This is a genomic window from Bacteroidia bacterium (genome assembly GCA_027493955.1).
Taxonomy (GTDB): domain Bacteria; phylum Bacteroidota; class Ignavibacteria; order SZUA-365; family SZUA-365; genus JAOSJT01.
The window spans coordinates 5,118,721-5,130,938 of sequence record JAOSJT010000001.1; the positions used below are offsets into that span (position 1 = coordinate 5,118,721).

Genomic DNA, 12,218 nt, shown 5'->3' on the forward strand with positions numbered 1-12,218 from the left:
GGGTATTGATGCTATTTCTGTTACTCGATCACTACGGTATCGCTATCCAGCTGTAATTCTAAATCAGCACCGCTGGCATTGCTGATGCTTCTTACTCATGATAGGTCAAGAGGGCCGCGATTTACTCGCGATGTTTTCATGGAGAGGAACATGGCGTTAAATATTGTACCAGACGAGGCAGAATGCGGCGCGCTCACAGTCAACATGGCAAATTACCGTCAGACCGCCCGGTTCCACCCTCACATCATACAGAACGTTGAGGACAACCTTGGCATCGAGATCATCATTCGTGACAAGCAGTACAAGGGTTACAAAAATAGAGGCAAGCGTTACTTCCTCTAAGCGGAAGACAAGGAGACGGCCCTAGTAAAGGCCCATATCAAGGAGGACAGGAAGGCTCTACGGAAGAAACATAAGGTGGTACTTGATGCGACAAAGCGAAGAATTGACAAAATTATTGAAAAAATGAATACTCCGCAAAAATAAATGGATTTTAAAGAAAAAATAAAAGTACATGCGAATTTATTCTTAAAACGAGGTATGAAATGTGCATAATAGGAAAAAGTAATATTGCCGATACGAAGAGATCTACAGTGTATTGCGCAATTATGATTACAATGGCTATAATGGTCGTTTCGGTGTCGAGTACGGAAGCTCAGGTCGTTGTCACGTTGAAAAACGGAAAGGAAGTTTCAGGTGAAATTGTACGCTTCACCGAAAATGTTATTGTAATGAAGCGGTACTCTCAGCAAACGCAGAAGTACATTGAGTTTAACCTAGATAAAACTGAAGTAGCAAAAGTTTTTGACATTTTAAGCGACAAAGATGTCACATTATTAATTCTAGGTAAGCAATATGTACCTGACAGCATCAACGAAAACGTTTACGAAAACAGCAACAAATTAGACGGAAATTCTTCGAAGAAAGATCAAACAATCGCACCACGTGTTGAAATAGCGCCATATCAATCGAGAAACGTTACAAAGGATTCGAGTATAAATAGCGCACGTGAAGAATCAATTGGCGTTTCAAAGATAATTCACCCGAGAAATACACTTGGTTTTATGATTGGTGGAGGTTATAGTACCATATCTCAAGATGACTGGAATAGTGATTTTATAACCACCCCAAATAGGTTCTATGAATCGATTAATATGTCTACTGAATTTCAAGAAATGAATAATGGCTTTCCTGTTACAGCGGGATTGCGCTATATTTTCGGAAATTCTTTTGAAGTAGAGCTCGATGGTTTCTATCTCTTTGGCGGATCAAATATACATGCGAGTGGTTTTATTTATCATACAGTTTTGCAAAGCGATGTCTACACAAGGGTTTCCGATGAGATTGAAGTACACCATATCGAAGGACGAATGGGGTTGCGCGTGTATTTTGTAGATGCAAAAAGCAACCTAGCGCTATATTTACGCGTGGGTGGAGCCGGTGCGTATATGGCAACGGATCGCTCTGTGGAGATGGTATATTCCGGTTATCCATATATGTCTGAATATTGGCTTGAGAGATATCATGCGTATGGAGTTTCAATCAATGGCGGGTTTGGTGTCCGAGCTGCTCTGTCCCCGATATCGATCAATGTAGGTGCTAATTACAGGCATACGCCAAAGAAGGATTGGAACAAATTTACGGCGGATAAGACATCCTACAAAAATGGCGATGCTGATGATCTTGTCCCTCCGTCCGGATCCTCTTCGGTATTTTATGATATGAGCGGTATTGAGGTGATATTACAGCTTGTAACTTACTTATAGAATGACTAACTCGTGGAGAAATCATGACCTCACATTCGATGTCGTATGTATGCGGTTTAGTTGCGATTCTCGTGCTAAACACGAATTTTTTATCTGCACAGTATATCGTCACGATGAAGGACGGCAAGATCGTCGACGGTGACGTCAAAGAATATTCCGGCAGTGTTTTAGTTTTAAAGGTTTATTCTAAAACCCTAGACAAATACAATGATCTGACCTTGCAAAAAGACATCATCCGTTCAGTTTATGATGTTCTGAATGATAGGGACGTAACCTTGACATATCTTGCAGTATCGACCTTGCCTTCGACCCAGACTGGCGTGGACCAAGATTTGTACGAGAGACAATTGAAAACCCAACAACAGCAGCCTGTATCAATTCCAGGCAATACTTATGGCAAGAATTTGATTGATGTAGTATATCTTAATGATGGTTCGGTAATAAAAGGAGTCATTATTGAACAGATTCCAAATCAGCTACTTCGTATCCAAACTCGCGATGGCAGTATCTTTACCTATGAGTATACCAAAATTACTCGGTTAGGAAAGGACGTAGACCCGTTTGAGCAAGAGGAAGTATCCGAGAAATCGCCATTATTAGCCTTTGTACTATCATTTATGATTACAGGTGTTGGACAGTTCTACAATGAACAAGTTGGCAAAGGTGTGCTCATGATGGGTGGAGCTATTGCAGGATTTGCAATGATGGCATCAAATCCCAGAGACCCGGAGCCCGGTTTAATCGTCTGGTTAGGTTGCACGCTTTGGTCATTGATTGACGCTCCAGTGTCGGCTTCAGCAATAAATAATGACGCCAAGAAGCGCAGATACGGTTATCTTTATGAGAAAGAGGTGGGACCAGGTACACTTGGATTTGATATTACCTCAATAGACAGACAGATTGGCGTGAAATTCGCTTACCATTTCTGATCGTGACATTTGGATCGCGGTTCATACTAACGTCAGTTGCTTTTTGGAGAGCCCTGGCATCGGGGCTTTCCCATTCCATGCAATGACCAATAATCCGGACCCCACTTGACTTGAATAGGTCCCAATCCTTATCCTGCCAGGGAGTCTTACGACCTGGCTCTTTTATACCCCATGGACGTCATTTTGACGCCAAACGCGCCTTCCTCATACCCCGTACACCCACTCGCAAAAAAAAAATATTCGTGCGTATTCGCACGATGCAGCGCACACCGGGCGTAGCCCGAGTGCTTGGCGCATACCTGCCATCCTTACACATAATCCTTCGTCCTACCCAGTCACATTGATGTCTAAATAAGTCCTCATTAAGGCACTTTGAGGATAAAAAAAGTCCCCATGAGGGGACTGTATGCGTACGGGTGAGAGCGTCTTACTTCGAGTCGTTATTGAAATCCTCAAGAAACTTCGCCTGCCGTTCATGGAATCGTTTGACCGCCGTGCCACGAATGAGGATGGCAACCAAAAGGGTAGTGAGTGCGAATATAACCGCGCAGATTAGCGCCATTAGGAATAGCGGTTCGGAATCAAACATCACGACCTCCTCTCCAGGTTGCTCAAATATTTCGGAAAATGCGCCTCACGTTTACAAACTTGACCAGATCCTCGCCAAAGGCCATGAGTCCAAGGAACACGGCTACGAGCCCGATCATGACAGCTGTCGACAGAATGACGAAGATTGGAACAGGAACATACATGACGACTTCCTCTTGAATGTATGAGTCAATGTAAAAAGACCCCTTGGTCTTTCCAAGGGGCAATATGGGTCATCGTGGCGCGCAGTCATGGGCTTCCTGCAGCATGGCGAGCTCGATGCCGGCTATCAGCTGGCTCAAGGCATTCGAACATGCGAGGAAGTCTCCGGACCATACGAACGCACGGGCCTGTCGCAAGTGATCCGCCAGGTGATACGACGACGAGCTCACATGGTCCAGCCGCAGCGGTCCGCGGCGCATTTCGGTCCTCAGCACGGACATATCATGCAGCATGGCCGTCTCTTCGGTCGTAGGCATTATGACCTCCTGAACATGATGGAAACACGGACATAGACGATACGCAAAGGGGCGGACCCTGGCCTCCCTCGCCAAGGTCCGCAGTGGTGTTCCGTAGCGGAAACCCGTAGTGGTATCAGAACGGGCAGTCTTCGAGGACGACGCGCTCTTTCGGCACGTAGGTCCGGAAGCGTGGCGCCTCTGCCGACGCCTCGCGCATGAAGTACGCGCTGTGCGGTATGCCGTCCGCATCGACGATGGTCGCCGTGAGTCCGCTCGTGAGGTTCGACGTGAACTGGCGGGTCGCGGGCAGCGTCAGCCAGTAGGCCTTGTACGCCTCGATGGCTGCCGCATCGGCGTCCGGATTCTCGGCCTTGTATTTGGCGAGTGAGTCCTGCCATGCGGCATCCAGCTTGTCCTGCTTGCCCTTCAGCTCGTCGGCGCGAAGCTGGGCGTCACGCGGCTTGAGGAAGGACTTGTAATCCTTGCCCGAAAGCAGAAGACTGTCGATGAGGACGACGCTGTAGGTCTTGCCCGTGGTCGAGACTTCCGACAGCATGCTGCCGGTCGCCTGCATCTCTTTGCCGTTGATGATGACGGTGAACTGTGCCATGATAGCCTCCAAACTTGCAATGAACGGTCCAAGCTTCGGGTCATTCCCAAAGGACCAAAAAAACAAGCCTGAAAACCCCACAACGGGGCACTCAGGCTTGCCTACGAGGGGCGGACCAAGGGCTGTTACTTTACTGCGCCTCGCTGAAGCAGATTTTCGTCAAGACGGGCGGCGGGGAAGAGACTGAAGGGATATGGCTCACGGATGGCCCTGTATTCATTGGCGATAGGCTCGCGGACGGCCGTTACCAGACCATCGTGACTGACGGTGAGCTGCTGTCGGGAGGGGGTTTTTACCCCACATTCCATGTGCGATGCGTTCATGCGTACTCCATTGGTGGTTGCGTGCGCGGTCACTTGCCGCACTGAAGACGCAAGCCTGAAGGCGTCACAAGACGCGCAGGAGAGGGCGGCACAAGGGCGCTCAAGGTGACTGCGTGGGTACACGTACGCGTATCGCTTTACGCGTCCTTTGTGGTGCGACAGCGCCACCGTTACGTGTACGAATCGACCCCCCGCCCTCAAAGTCGACCCCCGCCCCGTCCGCACTAGGGGGTACCTCTCTCCCACTGCATGGTATTTCTGAAAATCACCGGCCATCTGCTTGCCTTATGCGGACAAGGGCGGATAAGCTGCATGCCATGATGACCTATGGTGACGTGGTGCATCGGTATGCCGACTCGTCGTCGTCCTACCGATGCACTCGCATCGTCATGCGCGACGGGCGTGGTGATGGTCACTGGCGTGTGTGTGGTGGTGGGTGCGTGTGGTGTCTGCTTTCAGGCCTGTTTTTTCGGCTCCCGGTAAAAAAAGTTGAAACCGCCGTTATTCCTTGCGGCATAACCGCTTACCGGCCCGGCCTCAAGTGGGGACTCAAAACAAGTGTATCAGTTTGTCAGCGGGGAGTACGCCCCGCGCCTATCTTGGACACCCTAAAACATGGAGGACGAATGTCCCGATTGAACATCACAAGCCCGCACAAGGGTGGAATTGATGGAGGAAGGACGCATGTCTGAAACGGGCGTGTACCTGAACAAATGCATCGTCTGCGGACTGGTCGAAGTCGGCGCAAGGCGATCGGTACTCGAAGACGGTCCGCCGATGAGCCTGTGTTCGCAGCATGCGTTTCTGCTTGAGAGCGACCACGCATACGGCGTGTACTGCATGCGCTGCGACCGGCTGACCGCCGTGCTGCATATCGCCGGCTACGAGGGCGACAAGCTGGTGTTCGCCGAGACGTGTCCCTTGTGCGACGAGAGCGTAGTCAAACTTGAGGCCCGATCATGGAAGAACCGTTCGACGAATGTCGCCTCATCGAGTCCATCGCCAAGGGACATCGATCCGGACGACGCATCATCATCCACGGACCCCACGGCGACGCCCTGAGGATCCATACGACCGACCGCAGAGTCCGCCGCGATACGTCCGCAAAACGTCTGCGGGATGCCCTGTGGGAGTTTCTTGACCCATCCATCTACGAAGAACTCAAGGAGATTTTCCGGAATGAATAACGAACCCGCAACAGTCCAGGAGCCCGCGGCCGCCCTTCAAACGCTGCCGAATGTAGCGATGACGAAGGCCGTGGACGCTCCGTTGGCCCTCGCGCGCAGGCCCTCGTACGACCTGCCGCTGGCCGAACTGGCCGAATCGATGTACCTGTCGGGCATGTTCAAAGACCTCAAAAGCGTCCACCAGGCGAAGGTGAAAATACCCGCAGGACGCGAGCTGGGCGTCCCGCCGGTGCAGGCGATGAACTCGCTGTACATCATCGAAGGCAAGGTCGCAATGGCGGCCGCGCTCATGGGCGGACTCATACTCCGCGACGGACGCTACAAGTACCGCGTAACGCAGCTGGACGACTCGGGCTGCACCATTTCGTTCTACGAACGCAACGACATGCAGGAATGGACCGCGTGCGGACCGCCGTCGACGTTCTCGCGCGCGGACGCGCAAGTGGCGCAGCTTTTGGGCAAGGAGGTGTGGAAGAAGTGGTTCCGCAACATGGCCTTCTCCCGCGCGCTTTCGAACGGCGCACGGTGGTACTGCAGCGACATCTTCTTAGGTCCCGTGTACGTGCCCGAAGAACTCGGCGCCATCGTCAACGAGGACGGCGATGTCGTGACCGTCGAGATACCGACGCAGGCCGACGGCGAGCCCAAACCCGACCGCAACGACTGGCAGCGCGAAGCCGCCAAATCGATCTACCCGCGCGTCGCGCCCAACGTGGCCGAACGCGTCCGCGAAAACGCCCGCAACCCCGACATCTCGAGCGAAGACTTTACGTCCTTCCTCGTCGACGTGGCGAAGATCCACGGCATTTCCATTCCACCACCACCGCAACAACCGCAAGAGGCCAGCTATGTCGACATCGCAGCAGATGAACTCCCCTTCGGACAACATCCCGCTACCGAAGGCGAAGCTCATGCTTGAGGTCTCAGGAGGCGTCATAACGTCGATGCTCGCGAGCGAACTTGTCGAAGTCACGATCGTCGACCGGGACTTACAGAAGACCGGCGGCGCCGTGGGCGAGGTCCTGCAGACCACCATGGCGTTTCCCATCGCCGACTTCGAGGAGGCCGTCATGGCCATCAGAAACCAGATCATCGAGGGATAAATGCTGCATCTCAAGGAATTCGCGCCGGTGGGCATCTGGAAGCGGCGCTTCGGAGCGACGGAGTATCAGCCGTCTCAGCGCATCTGGACGGTCCCGAAAGGACTCGGCTTCATGCCGGTGTACGGCTCGCTGTACTCGTGGGAGATCCCGGCGAAGGGCGAAGACCCCAATTTCGCCATGCCGATCATCCATGAGATCATATGGGACTTCGATTCCAGCCTCGGCCTTGAGTACGCGCAGGAAGACGCCCGCAACTTCGTCACCTATCTCGCCGAAATCCACGACGTGGACTGCGGGACCATCGGCATGTACTTCAGCGGTCAGAAGGGCTTTCACATCGTCCTGCCGATCGCGTCCATCGTCGACATGAACGACCAGGCGGACGGACTCTGGGGCGTGCGTCCGCAGATCATCCGCAACTTCGCCCTGCAGATCGCGACCGGCTTCAAGACGCTCGACCAGTCGGTGTTCGACGCCCGCAGGCTTTTCCGCTTGCCGTACGCCGTCCACCCGGGATCGGGACTCTACAAGACGCCCCTGGACTTCGCGCAGCTTCGCGACATGACGCCGGACGACATACGCGAGTACGCGAGCGTGAGCCAATGGGCGGACCCTGTGGTGTTCAACACACCAGTGCCGTCGCCCTCGCTCTACGAGCTGCTGCTGCAGACGAGCGAGACGCTTGAGGCCTCGCATGAACCCGCACCCAGGGCGTCGCTTGCCGCCATGTTCGACATCGCCGCGCCTGGCGAACGCAACGTCCGCGCAACGCAGCTCGCCGGCGTCCTCGTCAAGGCCATGGACGACCTGCCGATGATCCGAGAGATCATGAAACTCTGGAACCGCCAGCACAGGCAACCGCTATCGCAACACGAACTCGACGTCGTCACCACCGGCGTCTACCAACGATATCACACCAAAGCACACACAAGAAGGAACCACCATGTCCCAGGATTTTAATACCATCATGCCGCCCACCATCCCGATCACGAAGGAGGACTACACGCTCGCCCACGGCCATCAGGTCAAATGGGGCGTCCTCGAAATCATGCCGCTCAAGACCGAAATCGAAGCCCTCGGGGAGGGCCAAGAAGCGGTCGACATCCGCAAGCTCGTCCCGTGGCGCGCCGGCATCATCCTGCGTGCGATCGCTCTCAAAAGCCGCGTCGTCCTCGAAGACGGCCGCAGCATCATCCGCGAGCTGTATACGTGCGACCCGAACGGCAACGTCGCGCTGAGCTACAACGGCAAGTACATGTCGCAGTGGTGCAAGCTGGACCTCGGCGAGGTCGAACGCGGGTGGGCCCGCCAGTACAGCCGCGAAAAGCGCAAGCTCGTCTACGACCTGCCGCCGAACTGGGACGCCATGCGGCCGGAAGAACGGTATGCCTACTGGCTCGGCATGCTGGGCGGCCGCTACGGCTTTCCCATCGGCTCGCTGCAGGAAGGCTCGACGTTCTACGGCTACTTCACGCGGTCGAAGTCCGAGTCCACGGGCAAATGGTATTCGGACGTGAAGAAGGTCTACAAGGACGGCGCGGGCGACTGGCACGACGCATGTCCGACCGAACTCGGGTCCATCGATGTGCCCGTCCTGCGCAAGCTGGCCATGCTCATCGAGGACGAGTACCAGCGCAACGATCCGGCCTCGTTCAACTTCGGCGCGAACGTCGGCCGCCAGCAGTCCGGAAACGGTCACGGCAACGGCGGCGGCGTGCGGTCCTTCGACGAGGAAGCCGGTTTCTGAAATCATTTCCGCGGGCGGCCCTGGGGCTTCGGCCTTGGGGTCGCCGGCGCATAAACAGCAGGTAACGCATGCCACCACGCCAATCACGAATAAAGCCGCATCTCTACAGCCGGGACCTTGAGTACGCCATTATGCGCGCAAGCCAGGCGGCCATCAGCGCGGAAAAGAAAGCGCTCATATGGTTCTTCGCCAATTGTATGGACTTGGGCTACACCGAGGCGCAGATCACCGACGCCTTCGCGGCGTTCTCATCGGACCCGGCGAAAAACACACTGGGACTGCGGTACTTCAAGGCGTATCTGGCCAAGTACGTCGCGGGCGACACGCAGTCCACAACCAACTACAGCGAAGCATGGTAAAACTCAACGACCCGAAATGGACGGTGCTTCGGCACTTTATCGACACAGGTGATCGTGCGGGACTGGCCTCGCTCAATCAGTCGTACTTCACCGGCCTTGCCCGCACCGTCTACAACATCGCCTGTGAGCAGATGGAACTCTCCATGCCCGTTATCCGCGAGGCCATGTCCGTCGCGATGGACCCGGTCAACGCCGACGAGGCGTACCGGCTGCTCATGGACAACCGCCCCGACGACTACGGCATCGACAGCTACATCGCCGCGCTGGCGAAAGCATGGATGAACTATCGCATCAAGGAATCGGTCGACTGGGCCGCCGAACAAATCGGGGAAGGACAAAACCGCCTGATCGTCGCCGAAGAACTCATGTCGCGCCTGTCGACCGTTCACGACGCCAAGGAGCTCAAGTCCCTCGAAGAAGTCTTCACCGTGATGGAAACGCTCGAAGGGACATCGATACCGACAGGAATGCGCGAACTCAAGGACATCGGCATCGACAGCTGGCAGATGGGCAATCTGATGATACTCGCCGGCGACACCGGCACCTTCAAGACCACGGCCGCCGTGAACCTGAACATGGCCGCGCTCACCGCCGATCCCGAGCTGCACGTGATTTACTTCATGAAAGAGCAGCCCTTCCACGAGGTCTGGTACAAGGCATTCACGTACTGGTCGCCGTACAGCTACACGCGCATCCAGAGTCAGATGAACGCCCGCAACGCCGAACTCGTAAGAGACGTGCGCCGCAGCCTCACAGACGAAGCCTTGGGCGTCCTGCAGCGCTTTCACGTCGTCGACCAGAACGACTTCTCGCGCCCGGGCGACGTTGCCAATCAGCTGCGTCATTACGCATCGAAATACAAACGCGTCATGTGGGTGGTCGATTACATCACCCGCCTGGACTTCGGTGGGCGTCCGGAGCATTTCAACAGCTACTACACCGCCGGCCTCGAAGTCCTCAAGAACATCGCGCTGCAGACGCAGTCCTTCGGCATCATCATCTCGCAGTTCAAGGACGGCTGGAATATCGATTACAAATCGTCGAAGCCGGTGAAGATGTTTCCGAACCGCTCGCACATCATCTGGTCGTCGGAAAACAAGAACCTCGCCGCGTACATCCTGCTGCTGTATCACCCCGGGACGTACTTCGACTATCCGAAACGCTACCTCTACGGCGTCATGGGAAAGGTGCGGCATACCGACAGCGCCCGCCGCATGAACTGGATCATCGACGGCGCCAAGCAGAAGGTCCTCACGCCCAGCGACGAGGAAACATTCAACATGAACACACTTGTCTCACAGTTCAAGAGCACGCAATAATGGCACATGAAATAATCAACAACATGATGTTCTCCGTCCGCCTCACGCCGTGGCACCGGCAGGGGACCGTCCTTCGGGACGCTCCGACCACCGAGGAAGCGATTCTGGCGGCCAAGCTGGACTGGGAAGTCCGCAAGGCGCAGAACTACCTGCGGGTGGGCGACGAGTTCGTCGAAGCGCCGTCCATGTCGGTATTCCGCACGTCCGACGACGGGCCCATCGTCCTGGGTACGGTCACCGACCGCTACACGCCCGTGCAGAACGTGCGCGCGTTCGCCGTCTTCGACCGCATCATGAGCGAGCACGGTTACTCGTACGAGACCGCCGGCGCGATCAAAAACGGCAAGAAGGTCTGGATCCTGGCCAAGGCTCCCGAAGGCGCGAGCGTGGGGGACGATCACCTTGACAAATACGTCCTCATGGTCACCTCGCACGACGGCACGGCGAACCTGCGTCTTCTGCCGACGGGCGTGCGGGTCGTCTGCAACAACACGTTGACGCTGGCGCTCGGCCGCGGCGAGGACGACGGATTCAGCATCCGCCATACGGGCGACATCGACCTCAAGCTTCGTCAGGCCGAGGACGCGCTGGCGTGGTCTGACGTGAACTTCCGCAAGGCCGTCGATGTCTGGCAGATCATGGCAGACACGCGCATCGAGCCGATGACGGCCGTCCGGTATTTCGAGAAGGTCATCCCGGCCCTCAAGAAGCGGCACGACGACTCGAAGGCCTGGAAGCGGGCGTTCGATGTCATCGGCGAGTCCTTCATGTACGGACGCGGCAACAGGGGCGAGACGCTGTGGGACGCATACAACGCGCTCACCGAATGGGTCGACCACCTCAAGGGCGTGGACAACGACCGCATCGCCGACTACGCCGTCTTCGGCGAAGGCGCGCGCATCAAGCGCGAGGCCATCACGGTCGCAAGCGAGGTCATCGCGGAAACGGTCTTCGCACCGGCAATGGGGGTGAACTGATATGGACCTTGCACTCGCCATCATCCAGGCCGCCGCCATCGCGATTCTCGCTCTTGCCTACGTCCACCTGTGGCGGAAATACCGCGAGGTGCGAAAGGCGCTCGCAAGTCAGATGCTCGTTTCGATCGTGCGTGAAATCGACATGACGCTTTTGCGCAAGCGATCGGGAAGGGCGGAACACAACGAACCACAAACCACCGGAAAGGAATCCACATGAGAGACTTCGCATTCGACGACGACGAGCACCCCGTGAGCATCGTCGACCTGCAGATCGTCCCGTACGAGATGCCGGCGGAATTTCCGAAGAAGCAGGAAATCAGGTCCTACCGGGCCGACCTGCTTGAGCAGCTGACCGGACGGCTTAATCCGCTGCGGGCGTATATCCTCGTCAAGTTCATCGAAAAGGTGATCGCCGAAAAGGACGAGGGCATGGTGTCGATGCTCAAGGATCTGGCCAAGGACGAATTCATAAACAGCTTTCCCGGCGTCAAGACGCACGACATCAACGGCGTCACCGTGTCGATCAAAGGGCAGACGCGCTATGAGTACCCGCCGCACATCGCCGAAATGGAAAAGGAGGTGGCGGTCATGAAGCAGAAGATCGACAACGCGAAGAAGATCGCGGAAATCGACGGTTCGGCGCTCAAGTTCGTCAACCCGCACGGCACCATCGCCGTCAGCTTTTGAGGCCGCCATGCTTATCGACACCGTTCAGCTGATATCCACCGCGCCGTACATCGACATGCCGCTTCCTCCCATTGAGGAATGGCCGAAGGTGGCCGGACTTCTGACCGACGACAATCCGCCGCCCCCGGGCGACGAGGACGCCCCGCCGGATAACTGACATTC

17 protein-coding genes are annotated in these 12,218 nt (G+C 55.7%); 14 read left to right on the forward strand and 3 right to left on the reverse strand.

All coding sequences use genetic code 11. The features are described 5' to 3' along the window. Positions 1 to 150: 150 nt before the first annotated feature. The 3 genes from M5R41_19310 (at position 151) to M5R41_19320 (ending at position 2,695) form a co-directional block, all read left to right on the forward strand. Complete coding sequence (locus M5R41_19310; GenBank protein MCZ7558542.1) at positions 151 to 342, forward strand: hypothetical protein; 192 nt, start codon at positions 151 to 153, stop codon at positions 340 to 342. A gap of 266 nt (positions 343 to 608) precedes the next feature. Further along, a complete protein-coding gene (locus tag M5R41_19315) occupies positions 609 to 1,766 on the forward strand; it encodes a hypothetical protein (GenBank protein ID MCZ7558543.1) in 1,158 nt (385 codons plus the stop codon). 23 nt (positions 1,767 to 1,789) lie between these two features. Further along, the gene (locus tag M5R41_19320) at positions 1,790 to 2,695 is read left to right on the forward strand and encodes a hypothetical protein (protein MCZ7558544.1); all 906 of its coding nucleotides are present in this window, start codon (positions 1,790 to 1,792) and stop codon (positions 2,693 to 2,695) included. A gap of 821 nt (positions 2,696 to 3,516) precedes the next feature. Here the strand turns inward: M5R41_19320 and M5R41_19325 are convergent. From M5R41_19325 to M5R41_19335, 3 genes are all read right to left on the reverse strand, one after another. Further along, the gene (locus tag M5R41_19325; GenBank protein MCZ7558545.1) at positions 3,517 to 3,762 is read right to left on the reverse strand and encodes a hypothetical protein; all 246 of its coding nucleotides are present in this window, start codon (positions 3,760 to 3,762) and stop codon (positions 3,517 to 3,519) included. Between the two features lie 115 nt (positions 3,763 to 3,877). Beyond that, entirely contained in the window at positions 3,878 to 4,354 is a 477-nt protein-coding gene (locus M5R41_19330) for a hypothetical protein (GenBank protein ID MCZ7558546.1), read from the reverse strand. A gap of 125 nt (positions 4,355 to 4,479) precedes the next feature. Then, on the reverse strand, positions 4,480 to 4,677 hold the full coding sequence (locus M5R41_19335; GenBank protein ID MCZ7558547.1) for a hypothetical protein: 198 nt from the start codon (positions 4,675 to 4,677) through the stop codon (positions 4,480 to 4,482). Positions 4,678 to 5,361: 684 nt separating this feature from the next. Here M5R41_19335 and M5R41_19340 point away from each other — a divergent pair. The 11 genes from M5R41_19340 to M5R41_19390 all read left to right on the forward strand — a co-directional run bounded on the left by M5R41_19340 (position 5,362) and on the right by M5R41_19390 (position 12,213). Beyond that, positions 5,362 to 5,739 (forward strand): hypothetical protein, encoded by a 378-nt coding sequence (locus M5R41_19340; GenBank protein ID MCZ7558548.1) that lies wholly within the window; start codon positions 5,362 to 5,364, stop codon positions 5,737 to 5,739. A 117-nt stretch (positions 5,740 to 5,856) separates the two neighbouring features. Further along, positions 5,857 to 6,783, forward strand: coding sequence for a hypothetical protein (locus M5R41_19345; GenBank protein ID MCZ7558549.1), 927 nt, complete (start codon positions 5,857 to 5,859; stop codon positions 6,781 to 6,783). Beyond that, on the forward strand, positions 6,776 to 6,967 hold the full coding sequence (locus M5R41_19350) for a hypothetical protein (protein ID MCZ7558550.1): 192 nt from the start codon (positions 6,776 to 6,778) through the stop codon (positions 6,965 to 6,967). Before M5R41_19345 ends, M5R41_19350 begins: the two co-directional genes overlap by 8 nt. Continuing rightward, a complete protein-coding gene (locus tag M5R41_19355; protein ID MCZ7558551.1) occupies positions 6,968 to 7,927 on the forward strand; it encodes a hypothetical protein in 960 nt (319 codons plus the stop codon). It begins immediately after the preceding gene. Then, on the forward strand, positions 7,911 to 8,714 hold the full coding sequence (locus tag M5R41_19360) for a hypothetical protein (protein MCZ7558552.1): 804 nt from the start codon (positions 7,911 to 7,913) through the stop codon (positions 8,712 to 8,714). The genes M5R41_19355 and M5R41_19360 overlap by 17 nt, the downstream gene beginning before the upstream one ends. Before the next feature lie 68 nt (positions 8,715 to 8,782). Beyond that, positions 8,783 to 9,073: a hypothetical protein gene (locus M5R41_19365; protein MCZ7558553.1), complete on the forward strand. Its 291-nt coding sequence runs from the start codon at positions 8,783 to 8,785 to the stop codon at positions 9,071 to 9,073. Next, positions 9,067 to 10,392: a hypothetical protein gene (locus M5R41_19370; protein MCZ7558554.1), complete on the forward strand. Its 1,326-nt coding sequence runs from the start codon at positions 9,067 to 9,069 to the stop codon at positions 10,390 to 10,392. The genes M5R41_19365 and M5R41_19370 overlap by 7 nt, the downstream gene beginning before the upstream one ends. Then, on the forward strand, positions 10,392 to 11,369 hold the full coding sequence (locus tag M5R41_19375) for a DUF932 domain-containing protein (protein ID MCZ7558555.1): 978 nt from the start codon (positions 10,392 to 10,394) through the stop codon (positions 11,367 to 11,369). Before M5R41_19370 ends, M5R41_19375 begins: the two co-directional genes overlap by 1 nt. 1 nt (position 11,370) lies before the next feature. After that, the gene (locus M5R41_19380) at positions 11,371 to 11,586 is read left to right on the forward strand and encodes a hypothetical protein (protein ID MCZ7558556.1); all 216 of its coding nucleotides are present in this window, start codon (positions 11,371 to 11,373) and stop codon (positions 11,584 to 11,586) included. Beyond that, positions 11,583 to 12,056, forward strand: coding sequence for a hypothetical protein (locus M5R41_19385; protein MCZ7558557.1), 474 nt, complete (start codon positions 11,583 to 11,585; stop codon positions 12,054 to 12,056). The genes M5R41_19380 and M5R41_19385 overlap by 4 nt, the downstream gene beginning before the upstream one ends. A 7-nt stretch (positions 12,057 to 12,063) precedes the next feature. Further along, positions 12,064 to 12,213: a hypothetical protein gene (locus M5R41_19390; GenBank protein MCZ7558558.1), complete on the forward strand. Its 150-nt coding sequence runs from the start codon at positions 12,064 to 12,066 to the stop codon at positions 12,211 to 12,213. The last annotated feature ends 5 nt before the right edge of the window (positions 12,214 to 12,218 follow it).